Below are 19,335 nucleotides of genomic sequence, written 5' to 3'. Positions count from 1 at the left end.
ACCGAAGATCCACTCAGGTGGGGGCCCGCGCAGGTGTATGAAGCAAGTTCCGCATTTTCTGCGTCGCCAGCTCCGTGCCTCTGCGCCGGAGCTTTTTTCTTTGTCCGGTGACGGTGTCGTCCAGCGACTTTGGCGGGCACACCGCTTCCGCGGTGTGCGACGAAGAAGATTGAGGAGTAGGCCATGGCGAACAAGGAAGCCACGGTCGCCGAGCTCACGAACCTGTTCGAGAGCTCGACCGCCGTTCTGCTGACCGAGTACCGCGGTCTCACTGTCGCTCAGCTCAAGCAGCTGCGCACGTCGATCAGTGAGCACGCGACCTACGCCGTGGTGAAGAACACGCTGACCAAGATCGCGGCCAACAACACGGGCATCTCGTCGTTCGACGAGGAGCTCGCTGGGCCGTCCGCGATCGCCTTCGTGCACGGTGACCCTGTCGCCGTCGCGAAGTCGCTGCGTGACTTCGCCAAGGCAAACCCTCTGCTTGTGGTCAAGGGCGGTTACTTCGACGGTAACCCGCTGACCGCAGAAGAGGTAGGCAAGCTCGCCGACCTCGAGTCCCGTGAGGTTCTGCTGGCCAAGCTGGCCGGCGCCTTCAAGGCCTCGCTGTTCGGAGCCGCATATCTGTTCAACGCACCGCTGTCGCAGGCCGTTCGCACGGTCGACGCGCTGCGTGAGAAGCAGGAGTCCGCTGCCTGAGTCCTCACGGACCAGGCCAGCGGTGAGTAACCACACACACTAAGGAGAGAACAATGGCAAAGCTTTCGACTGAGGAGCTGCTCGACGCGTTCAAGGAGCTCACGCTCATTGAGCTCAGCGAGTTCGTGAAGAAGTTCGAGGAGACCTTCGAGGTCACCGCCGCCGCCCCCGTCGCCGTGGCCGCTCCGGCCGCCGGTGGTGCGGGCGCCGCTGCCGAAGAGGTCGAGGAGAAGGACTCCTTCGACGTCGTCCTCGAGGCCGCCGGTGACAAGAAGATCCAGGTCATCAAGGAGGTGCGCGCCCTCACCAGCCTCGGCCTCGGTGAGGCGAAGGCCCTCGTTGACGGCGCTCCGAGCACCGTGCTCGAGGGTGCCAACAAGGAGACCGCAGACAAGGCGAAGGCCCAGCTCGAAGAGGCTGGCGCCACCGTCACCCTGAAGTAATCAGGGCCCCATCGGGGCTCTTCTTACCGACGGCTGACTGCCGCTGTGTCGTAGACACAGGCGCGACGCGGACTCCTTCATTAGAGAGTGTCCGCGTTGCGGAGGGCGTCGCCCCCGTAACGGGGCGACGCCCTCCGTGCGTTAAGTGACGCACGGGCGCGGATGCTCACCCATCCCACGCGTCCGATCGCGCCCGCCAGCGGGCATCGGTGTGCAAGGACGCACAACCGGAAGAAGAACCACGATGAATACCAGTTCTTGGCGTGCTTACGCCTCGCGACTGCGTGATTTCGGTCACGCGATGCTCCACGGTGAGGACCGCGACAGCGGTTGCCACCCACCGGATCTGTGCCGCAGGACCCTCCTCTACGACAGGTACCTGCGGTAACACCCACCACGAAGCGCCCCCGGCCACCCGGCCGGGGGCGCTTCGCCGTCACGCGAGGCCCAGCACCCGGGCGACGCCGAGGTCCGCGAGGCGAGCGGGATCGGCGAGCACGTCGAGCCGGACGATGCGGTCGTCCTCGATCTCGAACGCCATGACGGAGACGACGCGACCCGACAGCACCGCCGCGACGCCCGGACGGCCGCCCAGCAGCACCGGCGTCGAGTGGGCGGCGAGCCGGGCGGAGAGGACGGCCTGGGCCGCGATCTCCTGGGCTCCGACCAGATGCTGCTCACTCGTCCCGTAGTCGGCATCGAGCACGGCGCCGTCGTCGAGGAGGCTCAGCAGGCGGCGCACGTCTCCCTGCTGCGCCGCCGCCAGCCACGCGTCGACGAGCGGTCGCGCCCGGCGCCGATCCGGCTGTGCCGCGTCCGGAGAGCCGTGGAGGCGACGTCGAGCGCGCGAGGCCAGCTGACGAGCGGCCTGCGGAGAGCGGTCGAGCGCCTCCGCCACCTCCTCGAACGGCCGGCCGAAGACGTCGTGCAGGACGAACGCGATGCGCTCGGCGGGGCTCAACGCATCGAGCACGACGAGGAGCGCGGTGGCGATGCGGTCTCCCTGCTCCGCCTCTGCAGCGGGGTCGCCGAGGGTCGAGACCGGCTCGTCCATCCACGGGGTGACCTCCCACGATCGTTCCCGCGTGCGGCGCGGCGACCGCAGTTGGTCGAGGCAGACCCGGGACACGACCGTGGTCAGCCAGGCGTCGATGTTGTCGATGCCGGCGGGGTCGGTGCGGCTCAACCGCAGCCAGGTCTCCTGCACGGCGTCCTCCGCGTCGGCGTGCGACGACAGCAGCCGTCCGGCGATGGCGGTGAGCCGCGGTCGTGCTGCCTCGAAGTGCTCGGCGAGGGGTCGTGCATCCGTCATGTCACGTTCTCCGTCTCTCGATCGTCACCCTATCGACGAGCCGGAGACGGCAGATGTGACACGAGACAGGAGGACGGCCATGAACGACACCATCGTGGTGACAGGAGGTACCGGCAGGATCGGGCGCAGCGTGGTCCCGCTGCTCCGCGCCGGAGGGCGTGACGTGCGGGTGCTCAGCCGTCACCCGCAGCAGGCTGGGACGGACCCCGGCATCACCCATGTCGGCGGCGACACCGTCGCGGGCGACGGACTGGAGGATGCGTTCGGCGGAGCGGGGACGGTGCTCCACCTCGCCGGCGGCGCGACCGGGGACGACAGGGCGGCCGCCAATGTCGCAGAGGCCGCCCGCCGGGCGGGAGTCGGCCATCTGATCCTCATCTCCGTGGTCGGGGCCGGGCGGATGCCGATCGGATACTTCCGCGCGAAGGCCGAGGCCGAGAAAGCGATCGCCGCGTCGGGGGTGCCCTGGAGCATCCTGGCGGTGTCGCAGCTCCACGAGTTCATGCTGCCGCTGGTCCGGGCGATGGCGCGTCTGCCGTTGACCCCGGCGCCGCGCGGGCTGCGGTTGGAGCCCGTGCACCGGGAGGAGGTCGCAGAACGACTCGCGTCGCTGGCGCTGGCGGATCCCGCAGGGCGGGTGCCCGACCTGGCGGGGCCGGAGGTGCTGGACATCCCCGACCTGGTGCGCGCCTACACCGGGCGTCGCCGGCCCACGATCGCGCTGCCGCTGCCGGGAGCGGTCGGCCGCGCCTATCGAGCGGGAGAGAATCTCGCCGGCCCGGCGGCGACCCGGGGCACGCGCACCTGGGCGGAGTTCGTCCGCGAGCTCGCGGCGTCTGAGAACGTGCCGGGTCGGTCCTCCGCCCTACGATGAGTCGCGTGACCGAGCCCGCCGATGTGACTGCCACCCGTCTCGCCTACGACACCGTCGCCCAGGACTACGCCGACCTGCTTCGCGACCACCTCGCGGGAAGCGAGTTCGACCGCGCCATGCTCGGCGTCTTCGCGGAGCAGGTGGCGCGCGGCGGAGGCGGCCCGGTGGGGGATCTGGGATGCGGTCCCGGCCGCATCGCCGGGTACCTGGCGGGACTCGGACTGGAGGTCGTCGGCGTCGACCTGTCGCCCGGGATGATCGAGGTGGCCCGGCGCGAGCATCCTGCTGTTCGGTTCGAAGTCGGGACGATGGCGGCCCTTCCGTTCGCGGACGGCGCGCTCGCCGGAGCGCTCGCGTGGTACTCCGTCATCCACACGCCGGAGGAGCGCCAGGGGGAGCTCTACGCGGAGTTCGCCCGTGTCGTCCGGCCGGGCGGGATCCTCCTCCTCGCCTTCCAGGTGGGGGAGGACGTCGTGCACCTCACGCACGCCTACGGGCACGACCTCGACCTCCACACCCGGCGACAGCATCCCGACCGGGTCAGGGAGCGGCTCGTCGAGGCAGGGTTCACGGTGACCGCTGAGCTCATCCGGCAGGCGGTGCCGCCGGAGAAGTCGCCCCAGGGCTACGTGCTCGCGCGCCGCGACGTTTGATAAACATAGGCAAGCTATATATAATTGGTCTCATGCCCGAGACCCCCGAACTCCACCAGATCCTCGGCGACCTCGTGGTCGCCGCCCACCGTCTCACCCGGCTCGCGGCCCGGGTGACCGGCAGCACCGAGTCGCCCGCCACCTGGCGCACCCTCAGCGTGCTGCAGACGGTCGGCCCCATGCGCCTCGGCGAGCTCGCCGAGCACAGCCGGGTATCGCAGCCCACGATGACCAAGATCGTCCGCAACCTCGTCGACGCCGAGTGGGTCAAGCGCATCGCCGACAGCTCCGACGCGCGCGCCTGGCAGATCGCGATCACGGGGAAGGGCGCCGACGCGCTCCAGACGTGGCGTGATGAGCTGTCCGCCGCGCTCGTCCCGATGTTCGCCGACCTCAGCGACGACGAACTCGCCGCCATGCGCGCCACCGTCGAGATCATCGGATCACGCGTCGACCTCTCCACGGCCGCCTCGGCCGCTCTGGCCGGCCGCGGCTGAGCCGCATCCCGTCGCCACATCCCCTCTCTCCGCACCACCGACCGGCAAGGAGCCGTCTCCCCTTCATGTCCCACGAACGCCCCACCAGCATCCTGAAGCAGCCGACCGCCGTCTGGGCCGTCGCCTTCGCCTCCGTCATCGCCTTCATGGGCATCGGCCTCGTCGACCCGATCCTGCCCGCGATCGCGAAGAGCCTGGAGGCGACGCCGACCGAGACGGAGATGCTGTTCACCAGCTATCTGCTCATCACCGGCGCCGCCATGTTCTTCACCAGCTGGATCTCGAGCCGCATCGGGGCGAAGAGGACGCTGCTCATCGGCCTCGCCCTGATCGTCGTGTTCGCGCTCGCCGCCGGCCTGTCGCAGAACGTCGAGTCGATCATCGGGTTCCGTGCCGGCTGGGGGCTCGGCAACGCGCTGTTCATCTCCACCGCGCTCGCGACCATCGTCGGGGCAGCGTCGGGCGGGACGTCGGCGGCGATCATCCTCTACGAGGCCGCCCTGGGACTCGGCATCGCGATCGGACCGCTCCTCGGCGGCCTGCTCGGCAGCTGGAGCTGGCGCGGGCCGTTCTTCGGCACCGCGACCCTGATGGCGATCGGGTTCATCGCGATCGTCGCGCTCCTCAAGAAGAACCCGGAGAAGCCACAGCCCACGAAGCTGTCCGCGCCGTTCCGCGCTCTCGGACGGCCCGCGCTCGGCTTCCTCGCCGGCGCCGCCCTGTTCTACAACATCGGCTTCTTCGTGCTGCTCGCCTACACGCCGTTCGCGCTCGTACCGCTCGGGGTCGAGGATGCCATCACGCTCGGCCTGATCTTCTTCGGCTGGGGCGTCGCCCTCGCCGTGACCTCGGTCTGGGTCGCGCCGCTCCTCACGGCCCGCCTCCCGCGCACGCGTGTGCTCTGGCTCGTCATGCCCTTGCTCGCGCTCGACCTTCTGGCCGCCGGGCTCTTCGTCGGCTCGCTGGTCGCGCTCATCGTCTGCGTGATCGTCGGCGGACTGCTGCTGGGCATCCTGAACACCGTGCTCACCGAGTGCGTCATGGAGGCGACCGATCTACCGCGATCCGTGGCGTCGAGCGCCTACTCGGGCGTCCGCTTCCTCGGCGGCGCCGTCGCCCCGCCGGCCGCGACGCTCCTCGCCGACACCGTCGGTCCGGCCATGCCGTTCTACGCCGGAGCCATCTCGGTGCTGATCGCGGCGGCGCTGATCATGATGGGCCACAAGCACCTGAAGCGGGTGGATGCACCCGCAGAGACTCCGCAGCAGGAGGCCGAGGTGCTGTCGCTCGCCGACGCCGACTGACGAGAACCGCCGTGCGGAAACGTTCCCACCGAATTCGAAGAGCCGCCCTGTCCTAGTCAGGGCGGCTCTTCCCGTCATGTGGGCCCCGATAGCCCGACGGGCGACCCCGTCAGCTGACCGTGCCTACCCGAAAGGCGCGCTCAGCCGGATGGCCGCCTCACCATTCTTTCAGACAGCGGGCGCGCAACGGGACATCAGCGCGGCGGTGCGGTGGACGAGCGGACCACCAGGCTGACCGGCGACCCCACCGATCCGGTGCGCGGTTCGGCGCCGGCGAGCTCGTCCAGCAGGATGCGCGCGGCGGTCGCCCCCTGCTCGAACGGGTCCTGCGCCATCGTGGTGAGCCCGAATCCGGCGGCATAGTCGTGGTCGTCGATGCCGATCACCGACAGGTCGTCCGGCACCCGCAGGCCGTGGTCGCCCGCCGCGAGGATGGCACCGAACGCCATCTCGTCCGAGCCCGCGAACACCGCGGTCGGCCGGGGGCCGGGCGCATCCAGCAGCCGGTTCATCGCCGCGCGGCTCTCGGGCAGCGAGAACCCGCCGGGGATGACCCACTCGGGACGCACCGGGAGACCCGCGTCCCGCATTGCATCCTTGAACCCGTGCAGGCGCCCGATCGGCACCTGGCTGTTCAGGCCTTCCTCGTCCTCGCCGCCCAGGTGCGCGATCGCGGTGTGACCGAGCGAGATGAGGTGGGAGGTCGCGGTGTAAGCGGTCGAGGTCTCGTCGATGCCGACGCTGCGGAGACCCTTGACCGGTCCGCCGACGACGATCGTCGGATGTCCGAGCGTCGCCAGCTGCTCCCGCTCCTCCGTCGTGAAGTCGAGGCACAGCGCGAGCAGGGCGTCGGTGCGCTTGCGCAGGATGCTGCGGTGGAAGACGCGCTCCCGGTCGCCGCGATGACCCCCGAGGTTGAAGAGGATCATGTCGTAGCTCGCCGACCGCAGCTCCGCATCCACCCCCTCCAGCACCTGGGTGTAGAACCACCGGCTCACCGACGGGACGACGACCCCCATGGCCAGGGTGCGGCCGCTGGCGAGACCAGACGCGCTCGACGAAGCGACGTAGCCGAGCTCGTCCGCCGCGCGGCGCACCGCCGCCCGCGTCTTGTCCGAGACGTTCGGCAGACCGCGCAGCGCCCGGGAGACGGTGGCCGTGGAGACCCCGGTCGCGCGCGCGACCTCCTCGATCCCTGCCATCGCCCGGCTCCGTTCAGGAGTCCTGGTGCTCGAGCCGCGCCTCCTCGGCCTCCTGCCGCCGCGCGATGATGCGGCGGCGCAGCTGCAGGAGGCCGATGAAGGCGAGGACGAGTACGAGGAGGGTGAGCGCCCAGCCGAGGGCCGGTTCGCCGGTCAGTTCGCAGAAGACGGTGATCCCGAGGAACGCCACCGCGAAGAACCCGACGAAGCCGAGGCCGACGTCGACGACCTCGCGGGAGTCGCTCCAGCGCATACGATCAGCCCTTCACGCCACCGGCCGTGAGTCCGGCCACGATGCGCCGCTGGAAGATCAGCACCAGGATGATCAGCGGCACGGTCACGATCGTACCGGCTGCCATGACCGCGGTGTACGGCTCCTGATGCGGCTGGCTGCCGGTGAAGGAGGCGATGGCCACGGTGACCGGCTGGGTCGCGTCGCTCGACAGCTGGCTGGAGATCAGGAACTCGTTCCACGACGAGATGAACGCCAGGATCGCCGTCGTGAACACGGCGGGAGCCGCCAGCGGGAGGATGATCTTCCTGAATGCCTGCGCCTGGGTGCACCCGTCGATCCGCGCGGCCTCCTCCAGGTCCCACGGCATCTCGCGGAAGAACGAGTTGAGCGTGTAGACGGTCAGGGGGAGGGCGAAGGAGATCTCCGGGATGATCAGCGCCTGGTAGGTGCCCATCCAGCCGATGTTGGTGAACAGCTGGAACAGCGGGGTGATCAGCGCGACGCCCGGGAACATCGAGGCGGCGAGGATGATCCCCAGCACGATGCCCTTGAACTTGAAGTCCAGGCGGGCGAGGGCGTACGAGGCGAAGATGCCGACGACCAGGGAGATCACCGTGACGCAGATGCCGATGAACAGCGAGTTCAGCAGCGCCTGGCCGAGGTGGTTGCCCAGGTTGGTCGAGAGGGCGGTGACGTAGTTGTCCCAGGTGAAGTGCGTGATCCACGGGGTGTTGTCGTTGGTGAAGCCGACATCCCGGAACGAGGTCACGACCATCCAGTAGAAGGGCAGCAAGCACCACAGCACGATCACGATCGCCTGGATGCCGGTGCGGAGACCGGCGTTGCGGCGGCGCTGCCTGCCACGGTTCTTGGTCTGGGTACGAGGGAGAGCTCCCGCCTCGGCGGTCGCTGCTGCCTGGCCGGCGACGGCGGTCATCGCTTCGCCCCCTTCTGCTGGTCCTCCTGCGTTCGCACGACGTTCGTCCCGAGGAGCCGGACGAAGATGAAGGCGATCAGGAAGATGATGATGAACGTGATGGTGGACAGGGCGGCCGCGCTGTTGAAGCCCTGCCTGATCTGATCGACCACCAGGATGGACAACGTGGTCGTGGCATGGCCTGTACCACCTCCACCGCCGGTGAGGATCTGCGGCAGGTCGTAGATGCGGAGGGCGTCGAGCACACGGAACAGGATCGCGACCATGAGTGCCGGCTTCAGCAGCGGCATGGTCACGCGCCAGAAGCGCTGCCAGGTGGTCGCGCCGTCGACCTTCGCGGCCTCGTAGACCTCCTCCGGGATGATCTGCAGACCGGCCAGGATCAGCAGCGCCATGAACGGCGTGGTCTTCCAGGTGTCGGCGATGATGACCGCGAACCGGGACGCCCACTCATCCGACGTCCACAGGATGTGGGCGCCGAGGACCGCGTTGGCGACACCGGCGACCGAAAAGATGAAGAACCACAGCTTCGCGGTGACCGCGGTGGGGATCGCCCACGGGATCAGGATCGCCGCACGGACGAGGCCGCGGCCGCGGAACGCGCGGTTCATGATCAGCGCGAACCAGAGGCCCAGGCCGGTCTCGAGGATGACGGTCGTCACCGTGAAGAAGAAGGTGACGAACACGGCGCTCCAGAAGCTGGAGCCGAGGTTGCCGGGCGGGCAGGAGATCGTGGTGCCGTTGGGGCCCTGACACTGCTGGAGCAGCCAGTGGGCGTAGTTCTGGAAACCGGCGAACCCGCCCTGCACGAACAGGCCGGTCGCCGGGTCGAGACCCGCGTCCTTCTGGAAGGACATCACGATCGCCGAGACGACCGGGTAGCCGATCACGACCGCGAGCAGGACCAGGGTGGGGATGATCAGGTAGAAGGCCCAGCGACTCTGCTGGGCACGCTGCCGCTTCGCGCCGGCGCGGATCGGCGGCTTGCCGTTCTTACCGGTACTGGTGGATGAGGGGGCGACGACGTTCGACGTTGACATGTGTGCCTCCGGATGCTTGTCGGAAGGAGAGGGGCCGGGCGGCGGGAGAGGTCCCGCCGCCCGGCAACCGTTTCAGGCCGGGATCAGCCGGCGCTGGCGGTGTTGATCGCCGATGCCATGTCCTTCAGGGCTTCGTCGACCGTCTTGTCGCCCTTGAGGGCGGCGTACGCGTTGTCCTGCACGGCCTTGGTGATGGCCGGATAGAACGGAGACACCGGACGCGGGACCGCGTTCTCGATCGAGGTCTTCAGCGTCGACAGGTACGGCAGCTGGCTGTTCAGCGCCGCGTCGTCGTACAGCGAGGACACGACCGGTGCCAGAGAGCCCTGGGTCACGAAGAACTTCTGCGTCTCTTCGCTCTGCAGGAACTTCAGGAACTCGAAGGCGGTCGCCTTGTGCTTGGAGTACACGCTGATCGCGGCGTTGTGGCCACCGAGGCTGGAGACGCCCGGCTTGTCCGCGCTGATGCCCGGGAGCGGCGCGATGCCGAAGGTGTCCTTCACCGTCGAGGAGCCGTCGGTCTTGGCCAGGTTGTACACGTACGGCCAGTTGCGCAGGAACATCAGCTTGCCGGCCTCGAACGCCTGCCGGCCCTGCTCCTCCTGGTAGGTGATGGCTTCGGCCGGGATCTGCCCGTTCTTGAAGCCGTCCACCAGTCGGGTCAGACCCGCCTTCGCCTCGTCGCTGTCGACGGTGACCTTCTTGCCGTCCTCACCGACGATCGTGCCGCCGTTGGTGTTGATCGCCTCGGCGACGTTCACCGTGAGGCCCTCGTACTGGGCGAACTGACCGGCGTAGCAGCCGATGCCCTTCGCCTTGGCGATGTCACAGTCCTTGAGCATGTCGTCCCACGTCTTCGGGGGCTCCGGGACGAGGTCCTTGCGGTAGTACAGGATGCCGCCGTCAGAGGTCTGCGGCGCCGCGTACTGGGTGCCGTTGTACGTTCCCGACTTCACCGTCGGCTCCAGGAGGGCCGAGTTGTCCATCTTGAACTTGCCGGTCAGCGGCTGGAGCCAGCCCTTCGCGGCGAACTCACCCGTCCACACCACGTCCACGTCGACGACGTCGTAGTTGGTGTCCTTGGCCTGGAAGTGCTGCACGAGGTCGTCGTGCTGCTGGTCCGCCTGGTCGGTCTGCTCCTTGAAGGTGACCTTCTCGTCCGGGTGGGCCTTGTTCCACTTCTCGATCAGCGGGCGGACCACATTGGAGTTGTCCTTGCCCTGCACGTAGGTGATGGGACCCTTGCTGTCGAGATTCGAGTTGGCGTCGCCGCCACCGCTTCCCGAACCGCCGCCACCGGTGCATCCTGCCAGCGCGAGGCCTGCGAGGGCCACCCCGGCGATCACGGAGAGACGTGCTGCTTTCATTTCACTCCTCGTTGAGCTCTTGGTGCGGGCACAGGTGTGCGCCCGCCGATCACCGTACCCCCACGCTCTCGCGTGATGCAAGCGTTTACGTCAAGCGCTTGCATCACGGTTGCGTCACGCCGGACGGGTCGCCGGCGGGGGTTACGCTGAGACCATGAGCGGGATGCGCGGCATGGCTGCGGCCGGAGGCGGCGGCGGTCGCGGGCGCGTCAGCGGCGGCGACGCGGAGGCTCAGCGGGCCATCAACGCCGAGGCGCCGAAGATCCCGCACCTGTTCCGCCGGATCGTCTCGCTCTTCTCGGCTCACCGCATGGCGATCGTGTTCACGATGGTGCTCGTGCTGATCGGTGCAGCGCTATCGGTGGTGCCGCCGCTGCTCACCGAGCGGGCGTTCGACGACGGGCTGTTCCCGCCCGGCGGCCCGAACATCCCGGTGCTCGTCGAGATCGTCGTGTTCATGCTCATCGTGTACATCGCGTCGGCGCTGCTGGGCGTCTGGCAGACCTACCTCACGGCGTCGGTCGGCAACAAGGTGATGGGGGCGCTGCGCGTCCGGCTGTTCTCGCATCTGCAGTCGATGGAGCTCAGCTTCTTCACGCACACCAAGACGGGCATCATCCAGTCGCGGCTCCAGAACGATGTCGGCGGGGTCGCCAGCGTCCTCACCAACACGATCTCGAGCATCCTCGGCAACACCGTGACGGTCATCGCCGCGCTCGTCGCGATGCTGCTGCTCAACTGGCAGCTGACCATCGTCGCCGTGGTGCTCATGCCGATCCTCGTGATCGCGCAGCGCCGGGTCGGCCAGGTGCGTGCACGCATCGCGACCAAGACGCAGGAGTCGCTGTCGGACATGACGGCGATCACGCAGGAGACGCTGAGCGTCAGCGGCATCCTGCTGTCGAAGAGCTTCAACCGCCAGACCACCGAGGTCGGCCGTTACTCCGCCGAGAACGAGAACCAGATCCGACTCCAGGTGTCGCAGGCGATGAGCGGCCAGTGGTTCTTCGCGATGGTCAACATCTTCCTGTCGTCGATCCCCGCCATCGTGTACCTGGTGTCCGGGTGGCTGATCGTGGGCGGTGCGACGGACATCTCGGCCGGAACGATCGTCGCTTTCACCACCGTGCAGGCGCGACTGCTGTTCCCGCTGCTCGCGCTGATGCGGGTGGCGCTCGACCTGCAGACCTCGGGTGCGCTGTTCGCCCGCATCTTCGAGTACCTCGACCTCAAGCCGGCGATCGCCGACCGTCCGGATGCCGTTCCGGTGGATCCGTCCGACGACCTCGGGAGGATCGAGTTCGACCACGTCGTGTTCCGCTACCCGGATGCCCGCGACGGGGAGCGCAACACCCTCGACGACGTGTCGTTCGTCATCGAGCCCGGGGAGTTCGCTGCGTTCGTCGGGCCGAGCGGCGCGGGCAAGACCACCGTCTCCTACCTCATCCCGCGGTTCTACGACGCGACGAGCGGCTCGATCCTCTTCGGCGAGACGGACGTGCGCGACCTCCAGCAGGACTCGCTGGTCTCGCACATCGGGGTGGTCAGCCAGGAGACCTACCTGTTCCACGCCACCATCGCCGAGAACCTGCGCTACGCCCGGCCGGACGCGACGCAGGAACAGTTGGAGGACGCGGCCAAGCGTGCCAACATCCACGACACGATCGCGCGCTTCCCGGACGGCTACGCGACGATCGTGGGGGAGCGCGGCTACCGGCTCTCCGGCGGCGAGAAGCAGCGGATCGCCATCGCCCGCGTGCTGCTGAAGGACCCGGAGGTGCTCATCCTCGACGAGGCGACGAGCGCCCTCGACACCATCTCGGAACGGGTCGTGCAGCAGGCGCTCGACACCGCATCCAGCGGCCGCACCACCATCGCCATCGCGCACCGGCTGTCGACCATCGTCTCGGCGGACGTGATCTTCGTGATCGACCACGGGCAGGTCGTCGAACGCGGGACGCACCGCGAACTGCTGGAGCTCGGCGGCGTCTACTCGCGCCTGTACCGCGAGCAGACCGAGAGCGCAGTCCTCGAGGAGTAGCGTCCTCATCCATCCGACGAAAGGGCTTCCTGTGCCGACGATCACCGAACTGCTGTCCGCCAACCTTCTCGAGGTCTTCGGCAACCGCGACGCGGGCTCGCGCCGCGCCGCCATCGAGCGCACCTACACCGAGGACGTCGTCTTCGCCGATCCCGAGGGCGAGGTGACCGGATGGGATGCGCTCGAGGCGAAGGCCGCCGGCCTCATCGACGACGCGCCGGCCGCATTCGCGTTCGCGGACGCCGGCCCCGTCTACCTCGGGCGCGACACCGGAGCCCTCGCCTGGACGTTCGGCCCCGAGGGCGCGCCCGTCGCCCGCGGCATCGACGTCATCGAGGTGCGCGACGGCCGCATCGCCGTGCTCCGCACCCTCCTCGCCTGACGCCTCCGCCCCCTGCCCCCCACCGTCGAGTCCGCAAACTTTGCACGCTCCGGGGGCGTTCGGCGTGCAAAATATGCGGACTCGACGGTGGGGGGAGGGAGAGAGTTAGACTGGGCTAACTTTTGAGGTAGGCGAGGTTGCGGATGAGCGTCGAGGTCGAGGAGCGGGTGCCGCGGGCCGCGCCCGCGCGGCTCCTGCTGCTGCTCGGACCAGCGTTCGTCGCGGCCATCGCGTACGTCGATCCGGGCAACGTCGCCGCCAACCTGACGGCCGGCGCGCGGTACGGATACCTGCTCGTCTGGGTGCTGGTCGCCGCCAACGCGATCGCGGTCTTCGTGCAGTACCAGTCGGCCAAGCTCGGCATCGTCACCGGTCGCAGCCTCCCCGAACTCCTCGGGGAGCGGCTCGGAACCGGCGCTCGCCGGGCCTACTGGGTGCAGGCCGAACTGGTCGCAGCGGCCACCGACATCGCCGAGGTGATCGGCGGCGCCATCGCGCTGAACCTGCTGTTCGGGCTGCCGCTGCCCATCGGCGGGCTGATCGTGGGCATCGTCGCCATCGGCATCCTCGCCATCCAGTCGCGCCGCGGCCAGCGCCCGTTCGAGGCCGTCATCCTGGGGCTGCTCGCCGTGATCGCGGTCGGGTTCCTCGCCGGGCTGTTCGTCAGCCCGGTCGACTGGGGCCAGGCGGTCGGCGGGCTGGTGCCGCGATTCGACGGCGCCCAGACCGTGCTGCTCGCGGCCAGCATGCTGGGCGCGACGGTCATGCCGCATGCCATCTACCTGCACTCGGCCCTGGCCCGCGACCGGCACGGGACCACCGCAGACCCCGGCCGCATCCGCCGGCTGCTGCACGCCACCCGTGTGGATGTGGTGCTCGCGCTCGTGCTCGCCGGCGCCGTCAACATCGCCATGCTGCTCGTCGCGGCGTCCGCCCTGCGCGGCGTCGACGGGACGGACACCATCGAGGGCGCCTACCACGCGATCTCCTCCGCCCTCGGCCCGGCGATCGGGGTCGTCTTCGCGATCGGCCTGCTCGCCTCCGGCCTGGCCTCCACCTCCGTCGGCAGCTATGCGGGCGCGACGATCATGGGCGGACTGCTGAAGCTGCGCGTGCCGCTCCTCGTCCGCCGGATCGTGACGCTGATCCCGGCCGTGATCATCCTCGCCGCCGGCGTCGACCCCACCTGGGCTCTGGTGCTGTCGCAGGTGTTCCTCAGCCTCGGCATCCCGTTCGCCATGATCCCGTTGCTGCGGCTCACCGGCTCGCGGGCCGTGATGGGCGCATCGGCCGACCGGCTGTGGGTGCGCATCCTGGGCGGCGTCGTCGCGGGCCTCGTCGTGCTCCTGAACCTCGCCCTGGTCGGCCTGACCATCGCGGGAGCGTAGGCGGCGGGTCCGCCGCTCAGCCCCGCGCGGCCACCCAGACGGCCGCAGCCGCCGTCGCCCCGAGCACGATGTGCTGCTCGTCGACCGTCACCGTGACATCGCCCGCGAACGCGCGGTGCTCCTCCACCCTGAGCACGGTGTCGAGTCCGATGCCGCGCTCTCCGAGGTAGCGGAGCACCGCCGGGTCGGCGTCCGAGATGCGCGCGACGCTCAGGGGCGTTCCGGTCTCCGCGTCCAGCAGGGGGACGGCGTCCGGGCGGCGCGGTGTGCCGTCCGCGGTCGGGATCGGGTCTCCGTGCGGATCGCGGGCCGGGAAGCCGAGGCGCCGATCCAGGCGCTCGACCAGGTCGTCCGAGACGGCGTGCTCCAGCACCTCGGCCTCGTCGTGCACCTCGTCCCAGCCGTAGCCGAGCTCCTCCACGAGGAACGTCTCGATCAGCCGGTGCCTCCGCACCATGGCGACCGCGTGCCGGCGTCCGGCGTCCGTCAGCTCGACTCCGCCGTACCGCTCGTGGGCGACAAGCCCCTGTTCGGCGAGCCGCCGGATGCCGTCCGACACGGTCGCTGCGCGCACGCCCATCCGCTCGGAGAGCTGCTTGACCGTCACCGGGTCGTCCGACCATTCGGTCGCCGACCAGATGATCTTCAGGTAGTCCTGTGCGACGGACGACAGGTCGGACACGGGCATGAGCCGATTCTAGGCGGGCGTCACACTCTGCCAGCGGTGCATCCGCGCTGTTAAGGTGGGTCGGGTGAAGTACGCAGAGACCATCATCGACTTGGTCGGCGACACCCCGCTCGTGAAGCTCAACAGGCTGACCGAGGGGATCGCGGCGACGGTGCTCGTCAAACTCGAGTACCTGAACCCCGGAGGTTCGTCGAAGGACCGCATCGCCTCCCGCATCATCGACGCTGCGGAGCGCGACGGGCTGTTGAAGCCCGGCGGCACCATCGTGGAACCGACGAGCGGCAACACCGGAGTCGGGCTCGCCCTGGTCGCGCAGCAGCGCGGCTACCGGTGCGTGTTCGTCCTCCCCGACAAGGTGGGCGAGGACAAGATCAACGTCCTCACCGCCTACGGAGCGGAGGTGGTGGTGACGCCGACATCCGTGCCGCCGGACCATCCCGACTCCTATTACTCGGTCTCCGACCGCCTGACGGCCGAGATCCCCGGTGCGTTCAAGCCCAACCAGTACTTCAACCCGAACGGTCCGCGCAGCCACTATGAGACCACCGGTCCCGAGATCTGGCGCGACACCGACGGCCGTATCACGCACCTCGTCGCCGGTGTGGGCACCGGTGGCACGATCAGCGGCACCGGGCGGTACCTCAAGGAGGTCTCCGAGGGTCGCGTCCGCATCGTCGGCGCCGACCCGGAAGGGTCCGTCTACTCCGGCGGCACCGGTCGGCCCTACCTCGTCGAGGGCGTCGGCGAGGACTTCTGGCCCGGCGCCTACGACCCCAGCGTCGTCGACGAGGTGATCGCGATCAGCGACGCCGAGGCGTTCCGGATGACCCGGCGGCTCGCCCGCGAGGAGGGCATCCTCGTCGGCGGGTCGAGCGGCATGGCCGTCGCGGCGGCGTTGCAGGCGGCGAAGGACCTCGGCCCGGACGACGTGGTCGTGGTCATCCTGCCCGACGGCGGCCGCGGCTACCTCGCCAAGATCTTCAACGACCGGTGGATGCAGTCCTACGGTTTCAGCGAGGTGCCCGACGAGTCCACGGTGCACGACATCATCAAGACGAAGAGCGGCGCCCTGCCGGACCTGGTGCACACGCACCCGTCCGAGACGGTGCGCGACGCCATCCAGACGATGAACACCTACGGCGTCTCGCAGCTCGTGGTCCTCACCGCCGAGCCGCCCGTCGTCATGGGCGAGGTCGCCGGCGCGCTCGACGAGCGGTCGCTGGTGGACGCGGTCTTCAGCGGGCACGCCGAGATGAGCGACTCCGTCGGCACCCACCTCGGGGAGCCGCTCGAGCTCATCGGCGTCAACGAGCCGGTCACGGCCGCCCGCGCCGCGCTCGCCACGACAAACGCTCTTCTGGTGACCGACGGCGGCAAGCCCGTCGCGGTGCTCACCCGCCAGGACCTCCTCAACTACTTCAGCGACTGACCCGCACCGGGCCGACCCACACAGGAACAGAGACAATGACACACGGCTTCGCCACGCGCGCCATCCACGAGGGTCAGGAGTTCGACCCGACGACCGGCGCGATCATCCCGCCCATCTACCAGACCTCGACGTTCGTGCAGGACGGCATCGGCGGGCTGCGCAACGGCTACGAGTACGGTCGCGCCGGCAACCCGACGCGCACGTCCCTCGAGACGCTGCTCGCCTCGCTGGAGGGCGGCGTGCGCGCCCTGTCGTTCGCGTCGGGACTGGCGGCGGAGGACGCCCTGCTGCGCGCGGCGCTCCGCCCGGGCGACCACATCGTGCTCGGCAACGACGCGTACGGCGGCACCCACCGGCTGATCGACCGCATCCACAGCGAGTGGGGGATCCGCAACACGACCGTCGACCTGGCCGACCTGGACGCCGTGCGCACCGCGCTCGGGAGCGACGGCACCCGCATGCTGTGGATCGAGACGCCGAGCAATCCGCTGATGAAGATCAGCGACATCGCGGCGCTGGTGGAGCTCGGCCACGCCGTCGGCGCGATCGTCGTCGTCGACAACACGTTCGCGTCACCTGCCCTGCAGCAGCCGCTGTCGTTCGGCGCCGATGTCGTCGTCCACTCGACCACGAAGTACCTGGGCGGACACTCGGACGTCATCGGCGGCGCGCTGATCTTCGCCGACGAGGAGCTCGCCGAGAAGGCGCAGTTCATCCAGTTCGCCGCAGGTGCCGTGTCGTCGCCGATGGATGCGTGGCTCACCACGCGCGGCATCAAGACGCTGCAGGTGCGCGTCCGCCAGCACAGTGCGAACGCGCAGGCGATCGCGGAGGCGCTGGTCGGCCACGCGGGCATCGAGACCGTCTACTACCCGGGCCTGCCGGCGCATCCCGGCCATGAGCTCGCGGCGCGCCAGATGAGCGGATTCGGCGGCATGCTGTCCGTCGCGCTCTCCGGCGGTGCGGCGGCCGCCCGGCGGTTCGCGGAGTCGACGCAGGTGTTCCAGCTCGCGGAGTCGCTCGGCGGTGTGGAGTCGCTGATCGGCTACCCGACCGAGATGACGCACGCCTCGGTTCGTGGGACCGCACTCGAGGTGCCGGACAACATCGTGCGCCTGTCTGTGGGCATCGAGGATGTGGACGACCTGCTCGCGGATGTGGAGCAGGCGCTCGGTCGCTAGCGACCCTTGGTCGCAAGCGGCGTTCGATCGATCACCAGGGGAGTCGGTGGCCGGGGCTAGCCTCGGGCGCATGGATCAACGCATCAGTCTCGTGACGCTCGGAGTGGCCGACCTGGCGAGGAGCCGCGCCTTCTACGAGGACGGACTCGGCTGGAGGCCGGCCGACGCGCCGGAGGGCGTCGTCTTCTACCAGCTGCCCGGCATGGCGTTCGCGCTGTTCGGGCGGGAGGAGCTGGCCGAGGACGCCCGACATCCGGTCGACGGGTCGTTCAGCGGCATCACGCTCGCGTGCAACCAGCGGTCGGAGGAGGACGTCGACCGCGTCTTCGCGCAGGCCGAGGCCGCCGGTGCCCGCATCCTGAAACCCGCCGAGCGTGTGTTCTGGGGCGGGTACTCGGGGTACTTCGCCGATCCGGACGGCCACGTCTGGGAGGTCGCGTACAACCCGGGATGGACGCTGGCGGAGGACGGCACGCTCACGGTCGGCTGAGGGCCCCGCGTGCGACCGCCAGCCGATCGGACAGGGGCGCCAGCCGCGCTTTCGTGAGGTTCTCGCGGGCGATCCAGCGGGCGTCGCCGTCCGTGGAGGTGGCGAGGCGTTCCAGGAGGGCCACCCCGGCATCGGGGTCGGCCGCCGCGACCACGCTGACCGCATAGCCGAGGGCCTTCCGGAGCACCCGAACGTCCGGGTCGCGGCGCCCGGAGGGCGGAACGGCGAGCAGCGCGTCGACCGCACGCTCGATGATGGAGGCGGCTTCCGCGGCGTGGCGGGGATCCCGCAGGAGGGACGGCTCGGCGACCGCGGCGACGGCCGCTCGCACGGGAAGCGGGCCGGCCGGCAGCCAGGCGTGCGCGTGCGCGATGCCGCGATCCCAGTCGGCGGCGAGCACCCGTTGCAGTCCCGTGGCGGCGAGTTCGCGCACGCGCCAGCGGGGATCGGCGGTCGCGGCGTCGAGGAGCGCCAGCGCATCCGGATCCGGGCCGGTGGCGAGGATCGCGCCGGCCGAGAGCGCGGCCACCGCGGCGAGGTATTCGCGATGCGCCTCGGGAAGGTCGGGGGCGGCGCCGGGGTCGTCGCTCAGCCACCGGCGGAGCACGCGGAGGGCGTCCGCCCGGCGCTCGGGCGGCGTCGCGTGCGCCAGGTCCGCGACGCGGTGGGCGAGCTCGAGGTTGGCACGCGGTCCGGGTAGGCGGCTGCCCTCCGCGAGGTGGCGCTCCAGCGCATCCGCATCGCCGTCGAGCGCGCGCTGCCAGGAGGCGGCCGGTTCGGAGTCGGTGGAAGCGGTCACGTCAGGGGTCCGGGGCATGCCCGGAGTCTAGAGGGGCGGCCTCAGGCGGGGGCGGTCCCGTCGCCGGTGCCGTCGCACACCGGGTACACGCGGGTCTCCCGTTCGAAGAACCGCGGGGGCGTCGTCGACGTGCGGATGAGGCCGGCCCGGTGGAAGGACCGCAGGTCGGCGAACAGGCCCGGCAGGTGCATCCCGTGCAGCTCGTCCATGCTGATGCCCGGACGTTCGAGCAGGAGGGCCATCAGCCGCATCCGTGCGGCGGCGTCGCTGCGCTCGGTCAGCAGGGCCGGATCGAAGGGGATCCGCGTCGCCGTGTCCCACATGGAGGCTCCTCGATCTCGCATCACTGCGCCGGCGATTCCTTGCGCCGCAGG

21 protein-coding genes are annotated in these 19,335 nt (G+C 69.6%); 12 read left to right on the top strand and 9 right to left on the bottom strand.

The features are described from left to right. Nucleotides 1–183 precede the first annotated feature (183 nt). Together rplJ and rplL are read left to right on the top strand one after the other, a co-directional pair. Nucleotides 184–699: a 50S ribosomal protein L10 gene (rplJ, locus tag BLR91_RS14500; RefSeq protein WP_018189799.1), complete on the top strand. Its 516-nt coding sequence runs from the start codon at nucleotides 184–186 to the stop codon at nucleotides 697–699. A 53-nt stretch (nucleotides 700–752) separates the two neighbouring features. After that, the gene (gene rplL, locus BLR91_RS14495) at nucleotides 753–1,142 is read left to right on the top strand and encodes a 50S ribosomal protein L7/L12 (protein ID WP_018189800.1); all 390 of its coding nucleotides are present in this window, start codon (nucleotides 753–755) and stop codon (nucleotides 1,140–1,142) included. A gap of 436 nt (nucleotides 1,143–1,578) precedes the next feature. On the opposite strand, the gene BLR91_RS14490 is transcribed toward rplL, so the two are convergent. Continuing rightward, complete coding sequence (locus BLR91_RS14490) at nucleotides 1,579–2,454, bottom strand: sigma-70 family RNA polymerase sigma factor (protein WP_089880967.1); 876 nt, start codon at nucleotides 2,452–2,454, stop codon at nucleotides 1,579–1,581. Between the two features lie 79 nt (nucleotides 2,455–2,533). On the opposite strand from BLR91_RS14490, the gene BLR91_RS14485 reads away from it, so the two are divergent. From BLR91_RS14485 to BLR91_RS14470, 4 genes are all read left to right on the top strand, one after another. Further along, nucleotides 2,534–3,328, top strand: coding sequence for an SDR family oxidoreductase (locus BLR91_RS14485; RefSeq protein WP_089880969.1), 795 nt, complete (start codon nucleotides 2,534–2,536; stop codon nucleotides 3,326–3,328). Further along, nucleotides 3,325–3,981: a class I SAM-dependent methyltransferase gene (locus tag BLR91_RS14480; RefSeq protein WP_231919697.1), complete on the top strand. Its 657-nt coding sequence runs from the start codon at nucleotides 3,325–3,327 to the stop codon at nucleotides 3,979–3,981. The genes BLR91_RS14485 and BLR91_RS14480 overlap by 4 nt, the downstream gene beginning before the upstream one ends. 32 nt (nucleotides 3,982–4,013) lie before the next feature. After that, the gene (locus BLR91_RS14475; protein WP_089880975.1) at nucleotides 4,014–4,478 is read left to right on the top strand and encodes a MarR family winged helix-turn-helix transcriptional regulator; all 465 of its coding nucleotides are present in this window, start codon (nucleotides 4,014–4,016) and stop codon (nucleotides 4,476–4,478) included. Between the two features lie 65 nt (nucleotides 4,479–4,543). Next, the gene (locus tag BLR91_RS14470; protein WP_089880978.1) at nucleotides 4,544–5,782 is read left to right on the top strand and encodes an MFS transporter; all 1,239 of its coding nucleotides are present in this window, start codon (nucleotides 4,544–4,546) and stop codon (nucleotides 5,780–5,782) included. A gap of 194 nt (nucleotides 5,783–5,976) precedes the next feature. Here BLR91_RS14470 and BLR91_RS14465 read toward each other — a convergent pair whose 3' ends face one another. The 5 genes from BLR91_RS14465 to BLR91_RS14445 form a co-directional block, all read right to left on the bottom strand. Then, complete coding sequence (locus BLR91_RS14465) at nucleotides 5,977–6,984, bottom strand: LacI family DNA-binding transcriptional regulator (protein WP_020075607.1); 1,008 nt, start codon at nucleotides 6,982–6,984, stop codon at nucleotides 5,977–5,979. 13 nt (nucleotides 6,985–6,997) lie between these two features. After that, nucleotides 6,998–7,237 carry a hypothetical protein gene (locus BLR91_RS14460; RefSeq protein WP_018189807.1) on the bottom strand — a complete coding sequence of 80 codons (240 nt, stop codon included), beginning with the start codon at nucleotides 7,235–7,237 and terminating at the stop codon, nucleotides 6,998–7,000. 4 nt (nucleotides 7,238–7,241) lie between these two features. Further along, nucleotides 7,242–8,156, bottom strand: a complete 915-nt coding sequence (locus BLR91_RS14455; protein ID WP_018189808.1) for a carbohydrate ABC transporter permease — start codon at nucleotides 8,154–8,156, stop codon at nucleotides 7,242–7,244. Beyond that, on the bottom strand, nucleotides 8,153–9,196 hold the full coding sequence (locus BLR91_RS14450) for a carbohydrate ABC transporter permease (protein WP_018189809.1): 1,044 nt from the start codon (nucleotides 9,194–9,196) through the stop codon (nucleotides 8,153–8,155). The genes BLR91_RS14455 and BLR91_RS14450 overlap by 4 nt, the downstream gene beginning before the upstream one ends. An 83-nt stretch (nucleotides 9,197–9,279) precedes the next feature. Further along, on the bottom strand, nucleotides 9,280–10,563 hold the full coding sequence (locus BLR91_RS14445) for an ABC transporter substrate-binding protein (RefSeq protein ID WP_018189810.1): 1,284 nt from the start codon (nucleotides 10,561–10,563) through the stop codon (nucleotides 9,280–9,282). 154 nt (nucleotides 10,564–10,717) lie between these two features. Here BLR91_RS14445 and BLR91_RS14440 point away from each other — a divergent pair, with 154 nt between their 5' ends. The 3 genes from BLR91_RS14440 (at nucleotide 10,718) to BLR91_RS14430 (ending at nucleotide 14,374) form a co-directional block, all read left to right on the top strand. Further along, nucleotides 10,718–12,604, top strand: coding sequence for an ABC transporter ATP-binding protein (locus BLR91_RS14440; RefSeq protein WP_029042844.1), 1,887 nt, complete (start codon nucleotides 10,718–10,720; stop codon nucleotides 12,602–12,604). Between the two features lie 31 nt (nucleotides 12,605–12,635). Next, nucleotides 12,636–12,986 (top strand): nuclear transport factor 2 family protein, encoded by a 351-nt coding sequence (locus tag BLR91_RS14435; RefSeq protein WP_089880981.1) that lies wholly within the window; start codon nucleotides 12,636–12,638, stop codon nucleotides 12,984–12,986. A gap of 143 nt (nucleotides 12,987–13,129) precedes the next feature. Beyond that, nucleotides 13,130–14,374: an Nramp family divalent metal transporter gene (locus tag BLR91_RS14430; RefSeq protein ID WP_089880985.1), complete on the top strand. Its 1,245-nt coding sequence runs from the start codon at nucleotides 13,130–13,132 to the stop codon at nucleotides 14,372–14,374. 16 nt (nucleotides 14,375–14,390) lie between these two features. Here BLR91_RS14430 and BLR91_RS14425 read toward each other — a convergent pair whose 3' ends face one another. Further along, the gene (locus tag BLR91_RS14425) at nucleotides 14,391–15,062 is read right to left on the bottom strand and encodes a metal-dependent transcriptional regulator (protein ID WP_089880988.1); all 672 of its coding nucleotides are present in this window, start codon (nucleotides 15,060–15,062) and stop codon (nucleotides 14,391–14,393) included. Between the two features lie 64 nt (nucleotides 15,063–15,126). On the opposite strand from BLR91_RS14425, the gene BLR91_RS14420 reads away from it, so the two are divergent. The 3 genes from BLR91_RS14420 to BLR91_RS14410 all read left to right on the top strand — a co-directional run bounded on the left by BLR91_RS14420 (nucleotide 15,127) and on the right by BLR91_RS14410 (nucleotide 18,162). Continuing rightward, a complete protein-coding gene (locus tag BLR91_RS14420; RefSeq protein WP_018189815.1) occupies nucleotides 15,127–16,491 on the top strand; it encodes a cystathionine beta-synthase in 1,365 nt (454 codons plus the stop codon). 35 nt (nucleotides 16,492–16,526) lie between these two features. Continuing rightward, nucleotides 16,527–17,672 carry a cystathionine gamma-synthase gene (locus BLR91_RS14415; protein WP_089880991.1) on the top strand — a complete coding sequence of 382 codons (1,146 nt, stop codon included), beginning with the start codon at nucleotides 16,527–16,529 and terminating at the stop codon, nucleotides 17,670–17,672. Between the two features lie 70 nt (nucleotides 17,673–17,742). Further along, nucleotides 17,743–18,162, top strand: a complete 420-nt coding sequence (locus BLR91_RS14410) for a VOC family protein (RefSeq protein ID WP_089880995.1) — start codon at nucleotides 17,743–17,745, stop codon at nucleotides 18,160–18,162. Here the strand turns inward: BLR91_RS14410 and BLR91_RS14405 are convergent. Together BLR91_RS14405 and BLR91_RS14400 are read right to left on the bottom strand one after the other, a co-directional pair. Further along, nucleotides 18,149–18,979 (bottom strand): hypothetical protein, encoded by an 831-nt coding sequence (locus tag BLR91_RS14405; RefSeq protein ID WP_231918933.1) that lies wholly within the window; start codon nucleotides 18,977–18,979, stop codon nucleotides 18,149–18,151. The genes BLR91_RS14410 and BLR91_RS14405 overlap by 14 nt on opposite strands. A gap of 23 nt (nucleotides 18,980–19,002) precedes the next feature. Then, complete coding sequence (locus BLR91_RS14400) at nucleotides 19,003–19,284, bottom strand: hypothetical protein (protein ID WP_018189819.1); 282 nt, start codon at nucleotides 19,282–19,284, stop codon at nucleotides 19,003–19,005. Nucleotides 19,285–19,335 lie beyond the last annotated feature (51 nt).

Source organism: Leifsonia sp. 466MF (genome assembly GCF_900100265.1).
GTDB lineage: Bacteria > Actinomycetota > Actinomycetes > Actinomycetales > Microbacteriaceae > Leifsonia.
The sequence above is the reverse complement of the archived record's forward strand: the minus strand, read 5'-3'. Positions and strand labels throughout refer to the sequence as shown.

Coding starts and splice junctions, on each gene's coding strand:
- BLR91_RS14410 (WP_089880995.1), top strand. CDS start 17,743: ATGGATCAACGCATCAGTCTCGTGACGCTCGGAGTGGCCGACCTGGCG.
- rplJ (WP_018189799.1), top strand. CDS start 184: ATGGCGAACAAGGAAGCCACGGTCGCCGAGCTCACGAACCTGTTCGAG.
- BLR91_RS14480 (WP_231919697.1), top strand. CDS start 3,325: ATGAGTCGCGTGACCGAGCCCGCCGATGTGACTGCCACCCGTCTCGCC.
- BLR91_RS14455 (WP_018189808.1), bottom strand. CDS start 8,156: ATGACCGCCGTCGCCGGCCAGGCAGCAGCGACCGCCGAGGCGGGAGCT.
- BLR91_RS14460 (WP_018189807.1), bottom strand. CDS start 7,237: ATGCGCTGGAGCGACTCCCGCGAGGTCGTCGACGTCGGCCTCGGCTTC.
- BLR91_RS14475 (WP_089880975.1), top strand. CDS start 4,014: ATGCCCGAGACCCCCGAACTCCACCAGATCCTCGGCGACCTCGTGGTC.
- BLR91_RS14470 (WP_089880978.1), top strand. CDS start 4,544: ATGTCCCACGAACGCCCCACCAGCATCCTGAAGCAGCCGACCGCCGTC.
- BLR91_RS14490 (WP_089880967.1), bottom strand. CDS start 2,454: ATGACGGATGCACGACCCCTCGCCGAGCACTTCGAGGCAGCACGACCG.
- BLR91_RS14445 (WP_018189810.1), bottom strand. CDS start 10,563: ATGAAAGCAGCACGTCTCTCCGTGATCGCCGGGGTGGCCCTCGCAGGC.
- BLR91_RS14430 (WP_089880985.1), top strand. CDS start 13,130: ATGAGCGTCGAGGTCGAGGAGCGGGTGCCGCGGGCCGCGCCCGCGCGG.
- BLR91_RS14450 (WP_018189809.1), bottom strand. CDS start 9,196: ATGTCAACGTCGAACGTCGTCGCCCCCTCATCCACCAGTACCGGTAAG.
- BLR91_RS14465 (WP_020075607.1), bottom strand. CDS start 6,984: ATGGCAGGGATCGAGGAGGTCGCGCGCGCGACCGGGGTCTCCACGGCC.
- rplL (WP_018189800.1), top strand. CDS start 753: ATGGCAAAGCTTTCGACTGAGGAGCTGCTCGACGCGTTCAAGGAGCTC.
- BLR91_RS14440 (WP_029042844.1), top strand. CDS start 10,718: ATGAGCGGGATGCGCGGCATGGCTGCGGCCGGAGGCGGCGGCGGTCGC.
- BLR91_RS14485 (WP_089880969.1), top strand. CDS start 2,534: ATGAACGACACCATCGTGGTGACAGGAGGTACCGGCAGGATCGGGCGC.
- BLR91_RS14425 (WP_089880988.1), bottom strand. CDS start 15,062: ATGCCCGTGTCCGACCTGTCGTCCGTCGCACAGGACTACCTGAAGATC.
- BLR91_RS14415 (WP_089880991.1), top strand. CDS start 16,527: ATGACACACGGCTTCGCCACGCGCGCCATCCACGAGGGTCAGGAGTTC.
- BLR91_RS14405 (WP_231918933.1), bottom strand. CDS start 18,979: ATGCCCCGGACCCCTGACGTGACCGCTTCCACCGACTCCGAACCGGCC.
- BLR91_RS14400 (WP_018189819.1), bottom strand. CDS start 19,284: ATGTGGGACACGGCGACGCGGATCCCCTTCGATCCGGCCCTGCTGACC.